Below are 23,651 nucleotides of genomic sequence, written 5' to 3' on the forward strand. Positions count from 1 at the left end.
TTCGCACAAAAGAAAATGGTAGGGTGATGAACCTGCCCCCTTGTCCCTTACATATATGATAGAATGGGAAAGGTACACGCCGACAACCAACCTGGGAGTGAATCAAAAATTGAACAAAAAAGACATCGCAAACATTCGTAAGCAATTTAAGATAAATAATGATTTATTAAAAATCCATGAAATCTTTAACGTATACATCATGAAAGAATCGAGTGATATTTACCATCATCAGAGTACCCCATTTGAAATGCTGGAGCAGGAACAGCAAGAGTTATTTATGGATAATTTTAAAAAAGTACTATCTGGGCAATTGGATGAAAAGCTATTCGAATTAAAATTCCAGCGTGATGTAGAAAATAACAGTCAGCTCATTCTTCACCAGAGTCTATTAAGCAATGATACCGAAGAATGGAAAGGGCAGATGCTGCATTTAGTAGAAAAAATGCTGCAAGATAAGCAATATGAAATGGATATTGTCGTAACGTTTATTCGCGGAGAATATTTAAAACCGATGAAACGCCAGAGTGACGAGGCAGAAGAAAGTGAACGTGACAAAGTCTACTCTCATTCCTTTATATTATGCAGTATGAATAAAACGCAGGATCCGAAGAAGGAATTACTGTTTGACTATGTAGAAAAGGAATTTAAATACAGTTTCGTTGTGGACCCTATCATCAATCTGAAAGCACCGATATCCGGGTTTCTCTTCCCGTGTTTCACGGATAATGCCGCAGATGTCAATCACATCCTTTATTCAGCAGGGAAAAAGTATGAGCCAGACTATTATTTTATGGAACAGGTATTAAATGCAGAGGAAATCATGACCGCTGCTGAGGATAAAGTCGTTTTTGAAGAAATTGTTAAAAAGATTGCTGGTGACCAAATCAATACGTCTACACTTTCGAATGTGTACGAAGAAATTCATCATGTCTTAGAAGAAAATGAAGAGGAAGATATCCCGAAATTAGACCGCAAAGATGTGGAGAAGGTTTTGAAAGTAAGCGGCGTAAAAGATGTAGATACCCAAAAGGTAGAAAATGCGTTTAAAACAGTAATTGATGATGAGTCATACGAATTAAAAGCGAGTAATATCATACCGAAATATACATCAAAGTCGATCAAAGTAAAAACAAAAGCTGCAGACATTTCTATTAGTCCTCAAGATTTACGCTATGTCCGCCAAGTCCAATTGAACGGAAAGCTTTGCTTGATGATTGAACTGGAAGAAAATACGGTGATTGAAGGCTTTGAAATGATTCCGGAAGCTTTGTTTGAAAAGGCCCAAGGGATTGATAAATAATAGACACATTAAAAAGACAGGAAGCTTATAGTAACCTGTCTTTATTTATAGCTTTTAAGGAGAGAGGGCCAAAGATCGTTTGACGTTAACGTACAGTTGAATAATGAAGCCACTACCTCATGTATATCCTTTCCATTCCCTGGGGTAGCAGCCTGAACTTTATATTATCCTATCGATGTAAATACAACATAATACAATCTATTCAAGTACCTGTGATAAATTTTTATACGCTTCTTTCAACGTACGCTTTAATAGCTTACCAGCCGATGTCGTTGGCAGTGAAGATCTGAACACAATATACTTAGGGATTTTATATCCTGATAACCTATCACGGCAATAATCTTTTATTTCTTCTTCTGTAAGTGTAGACCCACTTTTTAATACAACAGCTACCGCTAAAGCTTCCCCCCAACGCGGATCAGGGACTCCAAAAACCGCGCATTGAGAAATTTTTGGATGGTGGCTAAGGGAGTTTTCAATTTCCTGACTAGAAACGTTCTCCCCTCCCGTTTTAACGACATCTTTTTTTCGATCAGCGAAATAATAATTGCCATTTTCATCACGGATGAGAACATCGCCCGTATAATACCACCCATTTTGAAAAGCTTTTTCATTTGCTGCATCATTATTATAATATCCATTTACAACAACCGCGCCTCGCGCAAGTTGCTCACCGGGCTGCCCATCTTTTACTTCATTTCCGTCTTCGTCAACCAATTTGATTTCACTTCCCGTATGAGCCACATATCCAACATACCGTCCATCCCCATTCGGAACCTCATCCCATGTGTTAAACCAACCCCAGGTTAAAGGTGTTGCTGTTGTTTCACTCGACCCCTGGATCGTTAAAAATCGTGCTTCGGGGGCAAGCTTATTCCACCCATCAACCATCGCTTTGGGAATCGTGCTCGACCAAGTAACAAGTTTACGTAGCGACTTAAAATCGTAACTATCGGTGTCTTTAACATTAAGAATACCCAAATATAAGGTTGGTGGTAACGCGGTAAAAGAAATGCGGTACTCGTCAATTAGCTTTGCCATTTGTGATGGTATGGGAGTTTCCGTCATAGTAATTGTTAGACCAACCATATGAGCATTGAGCATAAAGGTGAAACCAGCTACATGAATTAAAGGAAGAGAAAGAAGCAACTTATCTTCTGGTTGAAAACATCCCGCTGCCATGTATGAATAACTGGCATGGAAGAAATTCCGATGATTGATCATTACCCCTTTTGGTACCGATTCCGTACCACTGGTATAAAATAGTGCTGCAACGTCTTTATCATCAATTTCTTCTACTAACTCATTATCGTTTCCTTTTTGCAGTTGCTGGAAATCAATCCAACCGGCCGGCACTTCATTGGAACGATAACAAACAAACTGCTCAACCGTATTTAATTCATTCACAATTGATTCAACAGCATTCATGTTCCTTCCATCCACAAAAAACATACGTGGTTGTGAAGTTTGAATTAACTGGCTAATTTCCCGAGGAGTCAACATGAAATTTAACGGTGTGTACCAAGCACCGATTTTTATTAATGCATATGATAAAATCACAATCTCCGGGCTATTGCGACCGACTACAGCAATTCGATCTCCCTTTTCAACCCCCATCTTTTTCAATGAATGTGCCACTTGATTCACTTGCCTATTTAATTCTGTATACGTATACGCACCGCTCTTTCCTGCTTCGTCATAATAGATTAATGCTTGTTTAGTTGGGAATCGATTACTTGCTCTTTTTAATGCATCACCAATTAATCCTCTTGTTAATATATTTTTGGTAATAGTCATTTTAATTCCTCCCTTGAAAACCCATTAAATTTTTTAATTGAGTTCCATCATATAATCCATAATCCTGATCGTGTTCACTGCACAAGGAGCGCTTTAAACAAATTATTCCAAGCTAGCGGTTTCTCCTTTTGCGTTTACGTAAAGGCTTTCATATCCCTTGATAATTTCTCTCTTATTAAATTTTCCTACGCTCGTTTTCGGGATTTCCTCAACAAACAGGATTTGATCCGGGAATTGCCATTTCGCAAATCGTTCGTATAATAATTTTTCCAATTCCTCTTTGGCAATCATTGCATTTCCTTTAGACACAATTAATGCAAGTGGACGTTCCTGCCATTTTGGATGCGGGATTCCAACAACAGATGCCTCCATAACCTCAGGGTGCCCCATTAAAGCGTTTTCTAAATCAATAGAAGAAATCCATTCGCCCCCACTTTTAATAACATCTTTTATTCTATCAACAATTTTTACATAGCCGAATTCATCAATTGTACCAGCATCTCCACTTTTCCAGTAACCATCACGAAAACTGCTTTGGGTTCCCGGAGCATTATGATAAGAACCGGTGATCCACGGCCCTCTTAAACAAATTTCCCCAACTGACTGACCATCACGAGGAACTTCCTCACCCGTCTCGGGGTCACATAATTTAAAATCAATTCCTGGTACCTGCAATCCCTGTTTACGTCTTAAATCCCATTGTTCTTCCACCGTCAACCTATTTTGGATCGCGGGGTTCAGATGATAATTAATGGCTACTAACGGGGTTGTTTCCGTAGCCCCATATGCATGAATAATGTTCGCTCCAGTTAACTCTTTAAAGCCCTTCATCATAGAGACGGGCGGCTCTGTGGCACCAGACAAAAGTCTTGCTTTACTGAAGTCAGGCTTTTTTTCCAGGCCCCGTATATAATGAAGCATTGGTAAGAATATAGCTGGTGACCCACAAGTAAGGGTAACATTCTCTTCATCCATTAGGTCCACAAGTGGTGAAGTATCTTCGGCTGTATAACGTCCCGGGAAAATCATTTTCGCTCCCATCATTGTAGCCATATGAACAAGCCCCCATGATTGTCCATGAAACATCGGTACAATGGACAATAAACAATCATTGCAGTTTACACCCAAGTACCCAATACCCAACAAGGTATGAAGGTAGATGTTACGATGCGAATAATACACGCCTTTGGGTCTCCCAGTTGTTCCCGATGTATAGCACGCACTATAAGCAGTTGTTTCCTCGATTACTGGCCAATCGTAATCTCCACTTTCTTCCTTAATCTCATCCTCATAATGGTACAATGGTGTCAAGGTTGTATTTATTTCTGACATTGGTTTATCTGTCATGACAATAAACCCCTTGACGGAATTCAAATATGGTGCAATTGCTTCAGCTACTGATAGTAACGATTCATCGACAAAAATGTATTTTGCCTCGCTATGATTTGTTACGTAGGCTAAATCATCGGGTGAAATACGTAAATTCATTTGCAACATTGTGGCACCGGTTCCAGGAATCGAAAAATACAATTCAAAATGACGTTGTGAGTTCCAGTCTAATGTGCCAATTTTATCTCCTGGTTGAACCCCTAAACGCTTTTCAAGAAGGTTAGCAACCTTTCCCATACGTATGAAAGCATCCTTGTACGTATACCGCTCAATCTGGTCATTATTTCGATATAAGATCTCCTGGTTCGGAAAGTTTCGAACAGCATGGCGGATCATTGTTGTTGTATTTAATTGATAATCATCCATTGATGTTGCAGTACAACCTTTTACCATTCGCATCGTGGTAAAATCCTCCTTTTTGATTTTATTCTACAACCTCTTATATAATATCTTTATAATGAATATTCAGTTTTTGGAACTTGTAGTTGATTGATTATTAACAGCCTTGAAAATTAGGTTGACGTTTTTCAGCAAATGCTTCTCTGCCTTCAGCAAAATCTTTTGTTTGAAATATGACCGATTGCCCATAAGCCTCCATCTCCAATATTTTTCCAGGGATGAATATGGCGCTTGATGCATGATACGTTTCGCCATTCCCAATGATTTCGTTGGGCCACTTGCCAACATACTTGCAAGTTCCCTGCCTCTATCAATGGATTGGCCATCCGTTACCATCTCATTAATTAATCCATATTCTAAGGCCATAGGAGCACTCACTTTTTCTCCTGTAAAGATTAATTCAGCCGCTTTATGCATTCCAATTTTCTGTGGTAGGAAATACAACCCCCCCAAATCTGGCAATGCCCCCACTTTGGCAAAGATTTCCGAAAAGGTAGCTGATTCATCCGCAACAATAACATCACAGGCAAAAGCCAGGTTGCACCCAGCCCCAACTGCAGGACCGTGAACTGAAGTAATGACAGGCTTTTCCATATTATAAAGACCTACTATTGCTTCATGCCCTATTTGTAAAAATTCTTTTATCTCAATTGGATTATCGGGATCAATTCCAAAGTCAGTCAAGTCCCCGCCTGCGCAAAACCCTTCACCTTCCCCATATAGTAATACTGAACGAATTGCTGAATTTTGCTTTGCTTCCCTTACAACTTCCGTTAGTTCGAAAAGTAAATCAGCATTTAAGGCATTCAATTTATGCGGGCGGTTTAAGCCAATTTCATAAACACCATTTTGAATCTCTGCCGATATGTTTGGCATTTCTGTGAGCCCTCTTCTCTTTGATTTATGATTGGAATTGCTGCCGAAGTTGAAATTTCATCAGCTTGCCGGATGCATTTCGTGGCAAACTGTCTTTAAATATGACCCTCTTTGGAGATTTATAACTTGCAATATTTTGTTTTGTAAATGCAATAACCTCTTCTTCCGTTAATGCCGCGTTTTCTTTCTTAACGACCACTGCAGTCACCAGCTCACCCCATTTTGGATCCGGAGTACCGATAATTGCTACATCCGCAACGTTGGGATGTGTTCCGATCGTATTTTCCACTTCAACCGAGTAAATGTTTTCACCACCTGATATAATCATATCTTTATTTCGGTCAACCAATAAAATGTAACCTTCCTCGTCTCTAACCGCTAAATCCCCTGAATATAGCCAACCATTCCGTATGGTTTCGCAAGTGGCTTCCGGGTTTTTATAATAACCTTTCATAACAGATGGGGCTTTAAAGATCAACTCCCCCACCTCTCCAGCCTTGGCTGGTTCACCGTTGGCAGTTACAATATCGGTCAATGTAAACATTATGGGTTCTTTTCCAGACATACCTGCATGCTGTTCATGGTCTTTCGGAAATAACACAATACCTGTCGGGCCAGATTCTGTTTGGCCGCATAAACTATAAAATTTGTTAGCACCAAAGTAGTCAATACAGCTTTTGACAACATCTTGTGAGATCGGGGCTGCTCCATACAGAAATTTGTCTACCGAAGAAAAATCAAAGCCCATTTCCTTAGGTACCTGGAGAAAAGCCTTATACATCATCGGAACCCCCAGCATAGCCGTGATTTTATTTTTTCCTATATCTTCAAGAATTGACTTTGGATCAAATTCCCTGTAAATGATACCGAAACCACCAACATACAATTGTGGTACCAAACATATGAGTAATTGTGCACCATGAAAAAGAGGTGCAAAGTGTAACCATCTTTCCCGCGGGTGATAACCTAAAGTAATCGTTAATTGTAACGTGACATATTTAATCCTTTCATGGTCAAAAAGCGCACCTTTGGGTCTACCTGTTGTACCGGAAGTATACATAATTTGCAAATCATCTGTATCCAAAATTTCAACATCGGGATTGGCACAATTATCTACTAAAATGTCAGTAAATGACACGAATCCCGGGCTTTTCGTTTGCGGAATTGAGATTAGATTTTTTATAGGGATTTCATTAATTGCTTGAATTATTTCGTCTTCAAATTCATGATCAGTAATGACGTGTTTGCTGTCCGAATCATCCATAATATATGCAAGTTCTTTATACAACAGTCTAAAATTCATCGGTACAACAACTGCGCCGATTTTAGCAAGTGCAAAATAAGCGATAGCGAAATAATCGGAGTTCCTCATCATTAATGCAACTTTATCACCCTTTTCGACACCTCGCTGGATTAAACCATTCGCCAATTGATTAACGGTGCTATTAAATTGGCTATATGTGTAAAGACGGTCTTCGTAAAGCAAAGCTTCTTTATTTGGATGCCTTAATACGTTACCTTCTAATACCTGGACGATATTCATTATGATAATCCTCCTTTTTATGCTAACTTTGCATTTCTTTAGCTCCTCAAATTACATATAAAACCCGCCATTTACCTGTAGAACTTGCCCATTTACATAATTAGATAGTGGAGAAGCTAGATATAATATACCTTCTGCAGCCTCCCGGGCTTCACCAGCGCGTTTCTGGGGAATTTTATCGACAAACTTTTGAAGGATTTTCTCTGGAATTCCCACTCTCTCACCATTTAATTCATTTTCTTGTTCCTTTGGAAGAGTCAACCTCGTTTCAATAAGTCCAAACGCTACTGCATTGGAATTAATATTGAATCTTCCCCACTCCTGAGCAACTACTTTTGTAAGACCAATAACACCGGCTTTAGCTGAAGCATAATTTGCTTGGCCAACATTTCCGGCTATTCCCGCAACAGAAGAGACATTAATAATTTTTCGATAGTTCACTACCCCCTTTTCTTTTTCTTCAATCGCACGTTCTCTCATATACGGTGCAGCCTCACGAATTAGTTTAAATGGTGTTGTTAAATGAATGTCTAGCATTTTTTGAAACTGGTTGTCTGTCATTTTATGAATAAGACTATCCATGGTGTAACCCGCATTATTTACTAAAATATCAACTTTGCCAAAATGAGAGATTGTTTCCGAAATTATCCTCTTTGGACAGCCTTCCTTTGTAATATCTCCACAAACAATTATTGCCTCGCCGCCATTTTTAATAATTTCCTCTTGGACTTCCATGGCAGGTGATTCATCAATATCTGTGATGACAATTTTTGCTCCATTTTCTGCAAAAAGGAGGGCCGTTTCCCTTCCCACACCTCTTCCAGAACCGGTAATTATTGCAACCTTATTGTGTAATAACTTATTCTCCATTTTCAGTAACAGCCACCTTTTAATGTTTAAATACTAGTGATTTCCAGTTCGCAAATTCTATATTTCGGTCCCATCCGTGATGTTTTCTAGATTTCTCTTGCTCTTTTAAAGGATGCTTTTGAAGCTTTTGTGTTGGCGTTCTAGGTAAGTCATCTACCAATTCAAAATAGCGTGGAGTTTTGTGATAAGCCAATTTATCAAAGCAAAATTCCACAATATCTTTAAAATTCATCTCTTGAATATCATCTTGTGGAATGATAAACACTTTAATTTCCTCACCTTTATATATGTCATCAACTGGAATAGCTGCGCATTGTTTGACGTTAGGATGACTATTGATCACCTCTTCTATTTCAAATGCTGATATATTTTCTCCACCGACCCGAATCATGAACTTATTTCGATCAACAAAATAGTAGTAACCATCCTCATCAACTCTTAAAATATCCCCCGTTTTGAACCATCCATCAGCAGCGTATGCATTTTTTGTGGCATCAGGATTATTCCAATAGCCAAGGGTTAAGAAATCTTCCCCTTTTACTAACAGTTCACCAGTTCCCACTTTGATTTCATTATTATTCGCATCAACTATTTTTACAGCTTTTTCTAAGTCCTCAAACAATGGCTTTCCACAAGAGCCAACTCTTCTTTCTTTTTTGTCAGGATGTATGTTTTGCATTCCTGCTGGAAATTCCGTCATCGAATAGGCTTCATTTATGATGATGTTGAACTTATTTTCAAAGCGTTCCCATAAGTCTTTAGATGTTCCCCCCACAAATACAGATTTTGCTGAGTGCGTTGGAACATTCTCTGTTGAATAGATCGAATCTAATATTTGCATCATTCCTCCGATAGTATTGAATGTATCTACTTTATACTTATTGATTTGATTAAAGAAATTTGATGCACTGAATTTTTTATCTAAAACTAATGTTCCACCTAGGGCTCTCATACCAAATGTCGAATAGCATTGTGCATTCGCATGAAAAAGGGGCAGACAAGTATAATTTCTATAATCTTTATTATTCGTAGCCCCCATCATTAAGGCTGCATAAATAGCAGTCTTATTACTTGTAATCGCACCTTTAGGGGGACCTGTTGTTCCAGAGGTAAACATAATATAAATGGGATCAGAACCTGTAACCTCAACGTCTGGATTTTTGTCGGAAGCTTCTTTAGATAATTCTATTAAGGAAAATAAGTTCTTCTTTTTAAAACCTTTATTTTCAATAGCATCTACATAGATGATATTCTTAATATAGTCTGTTTCCCGTTCAACTTTATTTAGTATTCCAAACTGGTCAATTTCAGTACTTGTAATAATCGTTTTAATTTCTGCACTATTAACCATATAGGTGATTTCTTTATCTTGAAAATCCGGATTGATTGGCACTTGTATCAAACCTAGTTTTGCTAAGGCAAAGAGAACAAAAATATATTCAGGGGAGTTAGGTAAATAGATACCCACCCTATCTCCCTTTTTCAATCCAAGTCGTGCAAAAGAATGTGCATACTTATTAGCAATTTCATTAGATTCCCTATAGGTGTACTCTCTGCCAGTAGGTGCATAAACTAGATACACTTTATCACCTAAATGTTCAGTAGCCTCTACAATTTCTTTTACAGTCCATTTATCTTTGACTTCGGGTGCATATTTATTAATAATATATTCATAGCTCCAATACATAATTACTCCCCCTGGTTTTCGATTTAAGCTTTTTGATACGCTGTTACCACGCAGGCACCGCCAAGACCTACATTATGCTGAAGTGCTACTTTTGCACCTTGAACCTGCCGTTCCCCGGCATCCCCTCGTAGGTGCCAAACCAATTCCGTACATTGTGCCAAGCCAGTCGCTCCAAGTGGATGTCCCTTTGACATTAATCCTCCCGATGGATTAATGACATATTTTCCACCGTACGTATTGTCTTTATCGTTGATGAGTTTTTCCGCCTCACCTTCCGCACAAAGCCCCAATCCTTCATACGTAATGACTTCGTTTGGTGTGAAGCAATCATGTAGTTCTACGACATCGACATCTTCTGGGCCTATGCCAGCTTTTTCATAAACCTCTTTAGCTGCACGAACTGTCATGCCATATCCGACCAAACGGAGATTATCTTCGTAGGTATCTGGTTTATCGGTTGTCATGGACTGGGCAACAATTTTTACCGTCTTCTTGATATTATGTTCTTTTGCAAATTGATCACTGCAAACAACAACCGCTGCTGCACCACATGTTGGCGGGCATGCCATTAATCGTTTTAATCCCGGGTAGACTTCAGGAGAATTCATTACCTCATCTAATTGAATTTCCTTTGTAAACAGGGAATATGGGTTATTTATCGCATGCTGCCGGGATTTCACTGCCACTTTTCCGTAGATATCCGATGTCACCCCGTATTTTTCCAAATATTCTTTTCCTGCTGCTCCAAATACCTTAAGTGCGACTGGACCATCTGGCAAATCGTTATTTAATTGATCAAACTGATGATAAATCCATTGAAATGGCGATGTTCGATCAGACCAATGTTCACCCAAAGCGCCGGGTTTCATTTCTTCAAATCCGAATGCAAGCACACAATCACTCGCCCCAGATTCTACTGCCTGGCGGGCCATGTATAGCGCTGTTGATCCCGAAGAGCAATTATTGTTCACGTTTATAATAGGGATACCAGTCATCCCTACTTGATAAAGGGCTGTTTGACCACACGTACTATCCCCATACACATAGCTGGCATAAGCTTGCTGAACATCTGATAAAGAAATACCTGCATCAGCTAAAGCACCAGTGATTGCCTTTGAAGCCATCATTTCATACGGTTCATTCCTACCTGGCTTCTCAAACTTCACCATACTTACGCCAATTACATTTGCTTGGTTTGTCATAATAAGACCTCCCGTTAATTTTTTATGGATTACTTGTTTTTCTATCTTGGTGCCATACGAATGCCACCGTCTAAACGAATAACTTCTCCATTTAAGTATTCATGTTCCATCATAAAAGTTGCCAGTTCCGCAAACTCGCTTGGTTCGCCCAACCGTTTTGGGAATTCTACACTTTCTGATAGTTTCTGGATCACTTTTTCAGACAACGTATCTGACATTGGAGTCATAAACAAACCAGGTGCAATGGTATTCACACGGATGCCAAAACCTGACAAATCGCGCGTAACAGGCAATGTCATCCCTGCTACACCGGCTTTACTTGCCCCGTAAGCCGCCTGCCCCATTTGGCCCTCAAATGCCGCTACAGAAGCTGTATTCACAACAACACCCCGCTCACCCGAGTCTGTTAATGGTTCATTATTTTTCATCTCATTTGCCGCTAATCGTAATACATTAAATGTGCCAATTAGGTTAATCCCTACAACCTTATTAAAATCCTCCAGCGGCAATACACCTTTTTTACCAATTGTTTTACCCGGTGTACCAACACCCGCACAGTTTACACAGATGTGAATTGCACCAAATGTTTCCATTGCAACTTCAATTCCTTTTTTTACGGATGCCTCATCGGATACGTTCACAATTGCATACGAAACATAGGCACCTAATCGTTCAACTGCCTCCTTTGCTTTTGTCTCGTTTAGGTCAAAAATAATAGTCTTGGCTCCTTTTTCTATAAGTCTTTCAACTGTTGCCAGCCCTAAACCGGATGCTCCTCCAGTAACAATAGCTACTTTATCTTTTAAATTCATACGCTTTCATCCCCTTGTTTATTTACTAGTTCGCCAAAAGTCCCTTTCTCCATTAATGCCTCCATTTTTGCCTTGCTGTATCCGGCCTCTTCCAAAACTTCTTTCGTATGTTTTCCAGTTTGTACACCCGTAAAACGATACGAAGCTGGTTCGGTGGAAAACTTGATTGGAAAAGCAATTTGCTGTTGTACCCCACCCTCCGTTTTCGGCACAGGGACAACCATTTCACGCGCCTTCATTTGTGGATGCTGAACTGATTCCGAAAACTTCAAAACAGGCTCTACACATCCGTCAAAATCATCATCAATCAATGTTAGCCACTCATCAAACGTTCGCTGTTTAAAGGAGTTTCGTAATGTTTCCTTAAACTCCTGCTGATCTTCTGAATCAGTACTTGCACGAAGCTTGTTTAGCTGTTCATCACCAATTAATTCACATAATCTTAATTTAAATTTTGGTTCTAGGCTGCCAACCGAAAAGTACCGTTGATCCTTGGTCTCATAATAGTCATAAAACGATCCCCCGTTTAATAATAGGGATTCCGCTTCTGGCTCTTCACCTCCGACAAGGTACCCGGAACCATACATGGCGTTTAGCGAAAAAACGGTATCCGTAATGCTCAGATCCATATACTGCCCTTCGTTTGTTTGTTCGCGATGGTAAACAGCAGCTAGAATACCAATCACCGCCGGCATGGAACCGCCTCCAATATCAGCGACTTGAATACCAGATGGAACCGGTGCCTGATTTTTTCTGGAGGAATAGCCGGCTGCCCCTGCTAATGACAAGTAATTAATATCATGCCCCGCCTTATCCCTTAGCGGCCCCGTCTGTCCGTAGCCTGTAATGGAACAGAAAATAACTTTTGGATTGATCTCTTTTAGCTTTTCATAACCAATTCCCAGCCGGTCCATCACACCCGGCCGAAACTGTTCAATGACAATGTCATACGCTTGTATCAGTTGATAGACAATTTCCTTTGCTTCCTCCTGCTTCAAATCTAAAGCAATTGACCTTTTGGAACGATGAAGGTGACCAAACGCTGCCGAAACATCTCCATCCTTTGGTATTAGGTGTTTCGTTATATCCTCACGATGCGGGGACTCTACCTTAACCACATCGGCCCCCATATCCGCAAGCATCATTGTTGCAAAAGGACCAGGTAATAACGTAGTGAAATCCAACACCTTCAAACCTGATAACATTCCCATCTCATTACCTCTACTTTCCCAAAAGGTCTTTGCTAATGATTTCTTTCATAATTTCAGATGTCCCGCCGTATATTCGTTGTATCCTTGCATCAGTAAATGCCCTTGATATTGGATATTCCTCCATATAACCGTATCCGCCAAATAACTGTAAGCAACCATCGACAATTCTACCCTGCGCTTCTGTTGTTGATAATTTGGCGATACTGGCATCCGCAGTAGACAGCTGTCCGTTTTCAAGTTGTTGCAGACATTGATTGACATAAGCCCGGTTCACCTTGGCCTCCATTGTCATCTCAGCAATCTTGTGACGAATTACTTGAAGACTACTTAGAGGTTTTCCGAATGCTTCCCGTTCATGAAGGTATTTAATCGTGATTTCCAGTGCACCTTCCATGGCACCACATGCACCAACAGCAAGTGTCGTTCTTTCTCGCGGTAATTCATTCATCAACGTAATAAATCCATGATCTATCTCTCCCAGTATTTGACCAGCGGGGACGGTTACTCCCTCAAAAAACAGCTCGGAAGTATCAGCAGAATGAAGACCGATCTTTCTTAAATTCTTGCCTTTTACCAACCCGGGTGTATCTGCACCCACAATAAATAGGGTTATTCCTTTGGAAGCCGGAACATCTTTGTTTGTTCTGGCTACAACAACAACAAAATCAAAATGTTGTCCATTTGAAATGAATGTTTTAGAGCCGTTAATAATATACTCACCAGTAACGTCATCTTTAACTGCCGATGTTTTAATCCCTTGCAAATCACTTCCAGCACCAGGCTCGGTCATGGCCATCGCACTGACATATTCACCCGTGGCCATTTTCGGTAAATAATGCGTTTTTTGTTCTTCATTTCCCGAGTTTAGAATGTAATGGGCAATAATATTGGAATGAACCGATATATTTCCCGCAACTGTACTATAACCAAGTCTGCTAAATTCATCGATAATAATTGTTGAAAACTGTAGTGGCGCCCCTAAACCGCCATATTTCACCGGAATATCAACACATAGGAAACCCGCATCACCCAATTTTCTCCAAAGTTCCCTGGGGATCATTCCTTCGTTCTCCCATTTGCTGTAATTGTCCTCGATTTCTCTTTTGGCAAACGCCTCAATTGATTTTTTAAATAACGTAACCTCTTCATGAATTGCTAAAGGTTGGTTCATCTACTTCCCTCCATCCTATTTCATAGATATGTATTGCAAATTCCATGCCAACTAAATTTTCTTTAGGCATGCGGAAAATATTTATTCATATGTAAACGATAGTTAACAATTTACAGTAAATTGTAACAATAATTAACAATCTGTTGTTAACGTTTACAAAATACATGATATACTAACTATATGGAATACGATTAGGGGAGGAACTCAATTGCTAATTTCAGAAATCATGACAACAAAATTTGTCAACTGTACTGCCGGCACAACGTTACAGGATACACTACCGCTGTTTCTAAATTCGAACTCCAATATGCTGCCAGTTGTTAATGATACCAATAAGTTGATTGGTATCATTACAAAAAATAAATTGTTTCAATTGTTAGTGACACAGCCATCCTTTGATATAACCATTGACCAGGTCTATAACACTAAGCCAATCTTTATATATCCAACCGATACAATTGACAATACAAGACAGTTGTTATTGAAACATAATATTGGTCATGCGCCAGTTGTTAATAACGATTTGGAACCAATCGGAATCATTTCGACACAACAATTACTTTCCTCATACAGTCTTGCTTATAGTCAATTAGTCTCCGTGACTGAATTTGCCAATGATGCCATTATTCTTGTGAATGAAAAGGCAGAAGTAACAATGGTTAACAACAGTTTTTCAGATCTGTTTAATATGAAAAATAATGATGTATTGAATCGCTCCACCACTGATTTGTTTCCTGAACTGGATATTGAAAATATGATAAATAACGGCGTCAGCATTAACAACACGCCACAAATCATAGCGGATCAGCAATGTCTCGTGTCGTTTGTACCCATTAAAGAAAACGGTGAGACGATTAGTGGTATATGCAGATTAACTTACCGCGGCTTAACACATTTGCATGAGGCTTTATCGAAAGTAAGAATGCTGGAAAAGCAAGTATCTGCCTATAAAAGTGAAATCCGTGAACAAAAAGGAACCAAATATACACTGTTTGATATTGCAGGTGAATCAAATGAATTGCGTCAAGTAAAACAGGAAGCAATGCTTGCCTCGAAAAGTATGTCCACCGTCTTAATTACTGGCGAAAGCGGCACAGGCAAGGAGTTATTTGCTCATGGTATACATGTTGCCTCTAGTCGACCAGGATCTTTTGTCCAAGTAAATTGTGCGGCTATCCCTCCAGACCTGCTGGAATCAGAGTTTTTTGGTTACGAAAGTGGAGCCTTTACTGGGGCAAAAAAAGGTGGTATGAAAGGAAAATTTGAACTCGCCCAAAATGGAACAATCTTTTTAGATGAAATCGGGGACATGCCATTGCCACTTCAAACCAAAATTTTGCGCGTGCTGCAAGAAAAGGAATTTCAGCCAATTGGAAGTTCCAAGACTATCTATTTAAACACAAAAATTATTGCCGCCACAAACCAAAAACTTGAACAATTGGTTGAAGACGGGAGATTTAGAGAGGATTTATACTATCGGTTGAATATTATGCGGTTAACCATCCCACCCTTAAGGGAACGAATAGAAGATCTGCCGAACATTATTCAATTAATCATTCAACGGTTGAACGATAAGGGGTTTTATATCAAGGGCATTACACATCTTGCATTGATAAAACTTATGCGACATTCATGGCCAGGAAATGTGCGTGAATTGGAAAACACGCTGGAAAGGGCAGCAAACCTAAGGAATGGTGATTATATTGATGTTGATGTAATCCCTTCCTTTACCCGTGAAAATAAATCAAAAACTCCACCACCTGAGGAAACTTCCTCAACCTATAAAGAAATGATGCATTCAACGGAAAAAGATATGATCATTTCGGCATTAAGAGAAACCAAGGGAAACAAAACAAAGGCCAGTAAGTTACTTGGTATAAGCAGACCATGGCTTTATAAAAAGATAAAAAGATATGGAATAGATTAACGTTATTAAAGCAATTTGGTTTACTAACCCGGGTCAAAGCATAAAGCATTTGTGAGAGATCGTCTTTTTCATCAATTAAAAAAGGCTGCTCATGACAGCCTCTTTTTCTGGTTCTAACTAATATCCCTTGAATTTCGGCTTTCTCTTTTCGGTAAAGGCCGCTAATCCCTCATGGAAATCATATGATTGCGTATGATTTTTTAACGTCAGCAATTCCTGCTTCAATGCAATATTAAGCGGCTGTTCTACACCATCTCTGACAAGTTTTTTCATTTCTCTTAAAACCAATGGACTTTTGGAAGCTATTTTATCCGCTAATTCTTGTGTTGCTTCCAAAAGCTTTTCCGCGTGTACAACTTCATTTACTATCCCATATTCCTTCATTTCCTTGGCAGTTATAAATTCCCCCGTAAATAATAAGTACTTTGCTCGATTAATTCCTATTTTCCGCGGAAGTCTAACCGCCCCACCCCCACCAGGAAGCACACCAAAGTTAGCATGTGCATCTCCAATTTTGGCCTTTTCAGAAGCAATAACAATATCTGCCGTCATCGCGATTTCCAGGCCACCTGCCAAGGTCACTCCATTTAATACAGCGATCAATGGCTTAGATAAGTAGTTTAGTTTTTCAAAAAGGTCACCCGCAAAATCCAGTAACCCTTTATGTCCATCGGGAGCTTTGTCTAAATCTGTTAAAAGCTCCTTTAAATCAGCCCCAGCACAGAAAGCTCTCCCTTTCCCGGACAATATAACCACTCGAACGGAATCATCCCGTTCCACTTCCTCCAGAACAAGAAGTAATTCGTTTACCATCATTTTTGACAAGGAATTCATTTCCTCCGGTCGATTGAAATAAATCCATGCCTTCTCTTCTTTCTTTTCATAGACAATTGTTTGATACTCCATTATATTACCCCTTTCTTCATTTATAATTATTTTGATACCAATGCAGTCATTTCTGCTTTCAGCACCTGCACATCTCCACCATTTTTGGTTGAAAGTAATATCGTGACTTCACCGGAACGTTTTCTTTCCTTTTTATCAATGATTGTTGCAGTTACACATAATACATCTTCAGGATACACAGGTTTAGAAAACTCCAGGTTATTGATCCCGGTTCCAGCAACGACATCATCGCCTAACACCTCTAATTCGACCCACAATTTAAAAGAAAGGCTCAAGGTAAGTAAGCCCGAAGCTATGATTCCTTTAAAGATACCTTGTTCTGCCTTATTTGCATCGATGTGCATATATTGCGGATCATATTGGGATGCAAATGTAATAATTTCTTCCTTGGTCACCTTATAGAATCCTGATTTGAAGGTTTGACCAATTGTTAAGCTATCAAATTTCATACCATCACTCCTCCCCATTATTTATGCAATTTCCATGCCAATACCTTTATAAGCAATTCAGACAAAAATATGGGACATGGAAAGGAACACTAACGAAGAATATAAAAAAAGGTCATGCTTAGCGTGAAAAAATGGTGTGATGATAGAAATAAACAGCGCTTTCGACAAAATTCGTCAAAATGTGTCCAAGAAGTGACATACATCCCCCTTTATGATAGAATACTAATGCAAGCGATTTCAACACACATCACAGGGGGAACACATCATGATAACCTTTTTCATATCTGTTATTATATTAATTATTGCGTATTTCACATATGGAAAATTTGTCGAAAAAGTATTTGGAAGCGATAATTCTCGTAAAACACCTGCATACGCCAATCAGGATGGCGTCGATTATGTTCCAATGAAAAAACAGAGCAATGCGATGATTCAATTGCTTAATATCGCGGGAACTGGCCCTATATTCGGACCGATTATGGGAGCATTATTTGGTCCTGCTGCCTTTCTTTGGATTGTCCTGGGTGCCATTTTTGCTGGTGGCGTGCATGACTATTTAACAGGCATGATTTCCATTCGAAATAAAGGGGCACATATACCAGAACTCGCTGGTAAATTTCTGGGGAATTTTTCAAAGCATATTGTGAATGCCTTTGCATTGCTGCTACTCTTATTAGTAGGAACGGTTTTCGCCACAACATCTGGATCGTTACTTCACGTTTTAGTAGATGGCAAGATTGCATTATGGATTATTACTGGCGTTATTTTTCTTTATTTCCTTTTATCTACTATCTTACCGATTGATAAGATCATTGGTAAAATATATCCTGTCTTAGGTGTTATTCTTATCGTCGGTACACTTGGCGTTGGAATTACCATGTTTACTTCCGGCTATGGTTCGTCGATTCCTGAGCTGTCACTGAAAAATATGCATCCGGATAAACTATCGATTTTTCCTATCTTATTTTTAACGATCACTTGTGGAGCGTTATCTGGTTTCCATGCAACACAGTCACCTATTATTTCTCGTACTGTGAAGAACGAGTCCCAAGGCCGTTACATTTTTTATGGAATGATGATTGCCGAGGCTGTTATTGCGATGATTTGGGCTGCTGCTTCGATGAGTCTTTTTGATGGAAACACACTTAACGATATGATTAATGCAGGCACGCCATCAGCTGTTGTCAATGACGTATCGATACGATTGCTTGGCGCATTCGGTGGAACTATCGCCGTACTGGCTGTTATCGTTCTTCCTATCACATCTGGTGATACAGCGTTTCGTGCAGCACGTTCCGTCATAGCAGATTATATTCATTTCGGTCAGAAGAAGATGGTAAACCGTTTGATCATTGCTATTCCTTTATTTGTCGTTTCTATCATTCTAACGCAGGTTGACTTTAATATTTTGTGGCGCTATTTCTCTTGGGCAAACCAAACAACTGCAGCGCTGGCACTTTGGATAGCAACCATGTATTTACTTGTTAAGGGGAAACAATACTGGATCTCCCTTATACCGGCGCTTTTTATTACCGATATGGTGTTTGTCTATATCCTAAATGCACAAATTGGCTTCCAGCTTCCAATGAATGTGTCCCACATTGGCGGATTAATCCTTACCGTGGCCTTTACCATTTGGTTCTTCTGGAAATCAAAACAGAATAAAGCGGCTAAGATTGAAACGGATCTTAAGGTAGCGTAGAAAAAAAGGGTTCCTTGCATGCGACGGGGGCCCTTTTTATATAGGGGCATATGGAGGTTTGCCGTTCATCTACTTTATTATTAGGCAGATCAAATTCTTATTACAGCTGGGAGCGCTTGCAGTATTCGTACATGAATTCATGTAAAGTTGGGTATTTTATACATAAAGCAGATGATAGCAGCATCCTGTCACGAGGTGATCCATTGAAACGTAAAATTGTCATTGCGATATGTTTACTCTATAGCCTTTTCATGGCCGTACTGGCGGTGTATTATTTTAATGACGACGAAATAAAAAAAGCCATGGTAGGTATTGGCGGGACTGTTTGTGGTATTATTCCCTTGCTGTTGGTACTTATTTTCAAACTAAAATTTAACCTGTCCCTTATCATTTCTTATATCGCTTTCTTATTTGGCTCACAGTACCTTGGTTCCATCCAGGAATGGTATGGATTAGGATGGTGGGATACATTCATTCATTTTATCAGCGGTGGAATGCTTGCTTTTACAGCAATCGCCTTATATGAACGGCTCATTCGGCGCAACGCTGGTAATGCCATTTCAGCTTGGTTCGTATTTCTATTTATCCTTGGATTCTCCGCGCTCGGTGGCGTTTTATGGGAAGTATATGAATTCAGCAGTGATCAGTTCTTTCAGACGACGATGCAGGGTGGTGGAAATTTCGATACGATGACCGACTTGATTGCCGGCATAATTGGCTCATTTCTTATTGCTTGCTTTGCAGGGGTTCGAACAAAGGCAAAGCAGAGGGAGCAAAAATGAATGAATACACTCTTCTGTGAATCGAGTATGCCCATAGAACCCAACTGTTGAAATGATACGCCTACCTACCGTTCGAAAATTATGAAGGGGCAAAAGAACCATCCCTTGTCCCTTCACACTCCCAACAAATCCCGAATATCTTCTTCCGTCAATGTCTGTGCCAACCCGTCCTGTGCTTCAATTACTTCCTTAATGAGATGCCGCTTTTTTTCTTGCAGATCATTCATTTTTTCCTCTATGGTACCACGGGCAACCAGCTTGATAACCTGTACCGGTTTGGTCTGACCAATTCGATGGGCTCGGTCAGCTGCTTGTTCCTCGACAGCAGGATTCCACCAGTTATCATAAAGAATAACCGTGTCCGCCCCCGTCAGATTTAAGCCAGTGCCCCCTGCTTTTAAGGAAATGAGAAATAGATTTCGTTCACCGTCATTAAATCGATCACACCTTACCATCCGCTCTTCGGAGGGCGTATGTCCATCCAAATAGAAAAACGGCATCCCCCGTACTGTCAATTCTTTACCAATAAGCTTTAACATTTCCGTAAACTGAGAAAAGACCAATACCCTTCTTCCTGACATCTGGGACTCATCTAAAATCTCTAGTAGTTGTTCAAATTTTGCTGAACTCCCTTGAAATCCATCAACAAACAATGCCGGATGACAACAAATCTGCCGTAGACGGGTAAGCCCGGCAAGGATCCTAATACGGTTTTTACGAAATGTATCTTTGTCCAGATGTTTTAATGTATCATGTCGCAATTTGGCTAGATAAGCAGCATACAATTTCTTCTGCTCCGGCAATAACTCAGCAGATTCCTCTGAATCAATTTTTTCAGGCAGCTCAGACAGTACATCCGCTTTCGTCCTGCGCAATAAAAATGGTCGGATTCGTCGGATAATCTTTTTCCGTGGAAGGTTGCTGTACTCCTTTAATCCTTGAAATAACTCGGGAAAAACAACGTGGAAAATGGACCACAGCTCTTCCAATGAATTTTCAATTGGTGTGCCTGTGAGTGCAAAATAATGCTTTGCTTTGATCTTTTTCACTGCTCTTGCCGTTTGCGTGACAGGGTTTTTAAAGGCCTGTGCCTCATCGAAAAACACGGTATGAAAGGTTTGTTTTTCATACCACTGTACATCCATACGCAATAGCGGATAGGAGGTAATCACCACATCTTTGTCCATCGTATCCTTTTGCAATGCTATTCGTGCCGCTTGATTGCCATCGACGATCACCGTTTTCAACGTCTTAGCAAATTGAGTTATTTCACTGAGCCAGTTGTACGTCAATGAAGACGGGCAAACAATCAGTACAGGCTGTTTCTGTTTCCTTATTTCAGTAAGATTAGATAAGATAAAGGCAATACTTTGCAAGGTTTTGCCAAGTCCCATATCATCTGCAAGTATGCCACCAAAACCATGACTGGCAAGCGACTTCATCCATCGGAATCCATGTTTTTGATAGTCATGTAAGATAGGTACAAGGTTTGCTGGAACGTCAAATGCCAGCTTGTCCGGCTGCTGAATATCCGCCCAAAACTGACGAAAAGATTGCTCAAACGCAAAGACCTCCGTATCACTAGTTACATCCAACAATCGGAATCCTTCCAGAACTGGTAGATTCAACCCGCTTTCCCAATCAACCTCCTGTGCTGGTGCTACACGCAGGAAACGATTAATTTCCTCAATCTCTCTTGTTTCCAATGACAGGAGTGATCCACTGTTTAAGCGGTAATACTTCCGCCTCTGCTCCAATGCCTTGAGAATTTCTTTAATCTCGTTATCCGCAATGCCTTCCATTTCAAAGGTAAATTCCAGCCAATTGATTCGCTCTCGTTTCATCCGTACCCGAATCCGTGGGTGTGTTTTTTCTTTTAACACCCGATTCCTCACCGCAGTTGTTGCATAGACTTGTACCAGCTGTTCCAATTCAGGGAGCCGATGATACAAAAATTCATATTCCAATGCTTCATTATGGATATAGTAACCTGATTCGGTTTGCGTAAATTTACTATCTCTCATTCGTTGCAAAATGGCTTCCTCTTTTTCCATATCCCTTATCAGCACAGGACTTGTAAGCACATTCTGTATTTGCAGCGGATTAATCACCATACCTTCATAATGAAATTCCAAACTCGCCAGCAGCCGGTTATTAACACGATCCAAATACAGCTTGGCAGCTAGTGGTGTCTTCATAAGATGCTGTGATATGGATAACGGCAGCGTAACATCACCCAGATTCTTCAAGCCGGGCACTACCTTTTCCAAAAAATAGGGCATCTGTTGTTTAGGGATCGAAATAGAACGGGAGGCTGAGACTGTTAGCATCTGCTTTAATTCATCAAGTCGCTTGCACTTGTCTTCTTCCAAACGAATTAATTTTCCTGCGTACAATACCATTTGATAGTCTTGCATTAGCTTGATCTGATTGATTCCCTGTATGTGTAGTTGATAGCCACCGCTCTGTCCGTCAGAAAAAATAAATTGTAATGGAAGTTTCTCATCAACCACATGAAGGCCATCAACGATTTTCCCATCATCCAGCATTTTTACAAAGGGAGCGTTTGATAGTAATGGTACAAGCTTTTTCCATGAGGACGGTGGAATAAGTAGTGTATGATTGCCAACATCGTTATTCAATCCATTCGCTCGTGTGTCAGCGTCAGCATATACCTTTTCATCATTCATCACCTGGATAAGCTGTTGAATAACATCATCCGTTTTACTCTGAAAACAATACGCCTTCGGATCATAGATGAAATCAGTTGAAATAGTATGCGGAGCAGCCATTTTAACATCTTCTAGAAAATCACGAATATGGCGTACTTGATCCGATCCAATTATCATTTCCATGCTTAACATATGCCGTGTCTGGTCCACGGCGACCGCTTTACAAAGGAATACAACCTCCAGCAACTGTCTTGTTTCAAAATGGGGCTGGCATCTGCTTGGATAGTTTCTCTTGTTCCGGTCAAACAAATTGAGCAATCCTTGAGTTAGTGTGGAATCGGTTTGCAGTTCCTTGGAGGAAGTCTCTATCTGCTGCTGTTTAGATAGTGCCAATAAAACAGCAGCTACATGCTGACATTCTTGTTTCACGGAAGCGAGCTTTGGACAACTACATGATGTTCGCACCCCAAATGTGCCAGACACATCCGCTTCAACGGTAACATAAAAATCTTCTCTTCCTGTAACCGTTGCCTCACAGTGATTAGGGCTGATATGTTTAAATTTCACTTTATTTGACTGATAAAACGTCTTACCTTTTTGGAAGGAGACGGTCCCGCATAATTTCATAATCGCTTGTTGGGTTAACGCTATATTCACGGCTACTGCTCCTCCCTAATGATAATTTCATAAGCTTTCCGTACGATTAGTATATTCTATGGCATCTTAGGCTCTTATTTTATTATAATCCAGCATATGACCATAATTTATTATATCATCTTTTACCGTATTGAAATTATCACAGTTTCACAAAAAAGTAATCCCTTTCGTCCTAAAATGTTAAGGAGTTGGGTTGCTCTTTTTGATTCCTATTCGCTTTAACGGCATTCACTACATTTCTTACAAAATAATTGGCTTTTTATCGCTTTTTTTCTTTATGTTTATTCCATGTCTTACTT

At 39.8% G+C, this 23,651-nt stretch carries 17 protein-coding genes; 4 read left to right on the forward strand and 13 right to left on the reverse strand.

All coding sequences use genetic code 11. The features are described from left to right. Positions 1 to 109 precede the first annotated feature (109 nt). Positions 110 to 1,300, forward strand: coding sequence for a DUF4317 domain-containing protein (locus WMZ97_RS07120; protein WP_343271399.1), 1,191 nt, complete (start codon positions 110 to 112; stop codon positions 1,298 to 1,300). A 198-nt stretch (positions 1,301 to 1,498) separates the two neighbouring features. Here WMZ97_RS07120 and WMZ97_RS07125 read toward each other — a convergent pair whose 3' ends face one another. The 10 genes from WMZ97_RS07125 to WMZ97_RS07170 all read right to left on the reverse strand — a co-directional run bounded on the left by WMZ97_RS07125 (position 1,499) and on the right by WMZ97_RS07170 (position 14,257). Continuing rightward, complete coding sequence (locus tag WMZ97_RS07125) at positions 1,499 to 3,097, reverse strand: class I adenylate-forming enzyme family protein (RefSeq protein WP_343271400.1); 1,599 nt, start codon at positions 3,095 to 3,097, stop codon at positions 1,499 to 1,501. Positions 3,098 to 3,199: 102 nt separating this feature from the next. After that, positions 3,200 to 4,885, reverse strand: a complete 1,686-nt coding sequence (locus WMZ97_RS07130) for a long-chain-fatty-acid--CoA ligase (RefSeq protein WP_343271401.1) — start codon at positions 4,883 to 4,885, stop codon at positions 3,200 to 3,202. 66 nt (positions 4,886 to 4,951) lie between these two features. After that, positions 4,952 to 5,761 (reverse strand): enoyl-CoA hydratase/isomerase family protein, encoded by an 810-nt coding sequence (locus WMZ97_RS07135; protein WP_343271402.1) that lies wholly within the window; start codon positions 5,759 to 5,761, stop codon positions 4,952 to 4,954. 25 nt (positions 5,762 to 5,786) lie between these two features. Next, a complete protein-coding gene (locus tag WMZ97_RS07140; RefSeq protein WP_343271403.1) occupies positions 5,787 to 7,304 on the reverse strand; it encodes a class I adenylate-forming enzyme family protein in 1,518 nt (505 codons plus the stop codon). A gap of 51 nt (positions 7,305 to 7,355) precedes the next feature. After that, positions 7,356 to 8,174, reverse strand: a complete 819-nt coding sequence (locus tag WMZ97_RS07145) for an SDR family NAD(P)-dependent oxidoreductase (RefSeq protein WP_343271404.1) — start codon at positions 8,172 to 8,174, stop codon at positions 7,356 to 7,358. A gap of 19 nt (positions 8,175 to 8,193) precedes the next feature. Then, on the reverse strand, positions 8,194 to 9,861 hold the full coding sequence (locus WMZ97_RS07150) for a class I adenylate-forming enzyme family protein (RefSeq protein ID WP_343271405.1): 1,668 nt from the start codon (positions 9,859 to 9,861) through the stop codon (positions 8,194 to 8,196). A gap of 23 nt (positions 9,862 to 9,884) precedes the next feature. Then, on the reverse strand, positions 9,885 to 11,063 hold the full coding sequence (locus WMZ97_RS07155) for a lipid-transfer protein (RefSeq protein WP_343271406.1): 1,179 nt from the start codon (positions 11,061 to 11,063) through the stop codon (positions 9,885 to 9,887). A 41-nt stretch (positions 11,064 to 11,104) separates the two neighbouring features. Next, the gene (locus WMZ97_RS07160) at positions 11,105 to 11,875 is read right to left on the reverse strand and encodes a 3-hydroxyacyl-CoA dehydrogenase (protein ID WP_343271407.1); all 771 of its coding nucleotides are present in this window, start codon (positions 11,873 to 11,875) and stop codon (positions 11,105 to 11,107) included. Continuing rightward, the gene (locus WMZ97_RS07165; protein ID WP_343271408.1) at positions 11,872 to 13,086 is read right to left on the reverse strand and encodes a CaiB/BaiF CoA transferase family protein; all 1,215 of its coding nucleotides are present in this window, start codon (positions 13,084 to 13,086) and stop codon (positions 11,872 to 11,874) included. Before WMZ97_RS07165 ends, WMZ97_RS07160 begins: the two co-directional genes overlap by 4 nt. Before the next feature lie 10 nt (positions 13,087 to 13,096). Continuing rightward, positions 13,097 to 14,257 carry an acyl-CoA dehydrogenase family protein gene (locus WMZ97_RS07170; RefSeq protein WP_343271409.1) on the reverse strand — a complete coding sequence of 387 codons (1,161 nt, stop codon included), beginning with the start codon at positions 14,255 to 14,257 and terminating at the stop codon, positions 13,097 to 13,099. Between the two features lie 208 nt (positions 14,258 to 14,465). Here WMZ97_RS07170 and WMZ97_RS07175 point away from each other — a divergent pair, with 208 nt between their 5' ends. Further along, positions 14,466 to 16,184 (forward strand): sigma 54-interacting transcriptional regulator, encoded by a 1,719-nt coding sequence (locus tag WMZ97_RS07175; protein WP_343271410.1) that lies wholly within the window; start codon positions 14,466 to 14,468, stop codon positions 16,182 to 16,184. A gap of 117 nt (positions 16,185 to 16,301) precedes the next feature. On the opposite strand, the gene WMZ97_RS07180 is transcribed toward WMZ97_RS07175, so the two are convergent. Further along, positions 16,302 to 17,090 (reverse strand): enoyl-CoA hydratase/isomerase family protein, encoded by a 789-nt coding sequence (locus tag WMZ97_RS07180; RefSeq protein ID WP_343271411.1) that lies wholly within the window; start codon positions 17,088 to 17,090, stop codon positions 16,302 to 16,304. Between the two features lie 26 nt (positions 17,091 to 17,116). Then, on the reverse strand, positions 17,117 to 17,539 hold the full coding sequence (locus tag WMZ97_RS07185; RefSeq protein ID WP_343271412.1) for a MaoC/PaaZ C-terminal domain-containing protein: 423 nt from the start codon (positions 17,537 to 17,539) through the stop codon (positions 17,117 to 17,119). Between the two features lie 265 nt (positions 17,540 to 17,804). Here WMZ97_RS07185 and WMZ97_RS07190 point away from each other — a divergent pair, with 265 nt between their 5' ends. Both WMZ97_RS07190 and WMZ97_RS07195 read left to right on the forward strand, forming a co-directional pair. Continuing rightward, positions 17,805 to 19,241 (forward strand): carbon starvation CstA family protein, encoded by a 1,437-nt coding sequence (locus WMZ97_RS07190; RefSeq protein WP_343271413.1) that lies wholly within the window; start codon positions 17,805 to 17,807, stop codon positions 19,239 to 19,241. Between the two features lie 131 nt (positions 19,242 to 19,372). Continuing rightward, complete coding sequence (locus WMZ97_RS07195; protein ID WP_343271414.1) at positions 19,373 to 20,023, forward strand: hypothetical protein; 651 nt, start codon at positions 19,373 to 19,375, stop codon at positions 20,021 to 20,023. A 113-nt stretch (positions 20,024 to 20,136) separates the two neighbouring features. Here WMZ97_RS07195 and WMZ97_RS07200 read toward each other — a convergent pair whose 3' ends face one another. Further along, positions 20,137 to 23,352 (reverse strand): DEAD/DEAH box helicase, encoded by a 3,216-nt coding sequence (locus tag WMZ97_RS07200; protein WP_343271415.1) that lies wholly within the window; start codon positions 23,350 to 23,352, stop codon positions 20,137 to 20,139. Between the last annotated feature and the right edge of the window lie 299 nt (positions 23,353 to 23,651).

This window comes from Lentibacillus songyuanensis, assembly GCF_039548255.1.
In the GTDB taxonomy this organism is placed as follows: domain Bacteria; phylum Bacillota; class Bacilli; order Bacillales; family Amphibacillaceae; genus Lentibacillus_C; species Lentibacillus_C songyuanensis.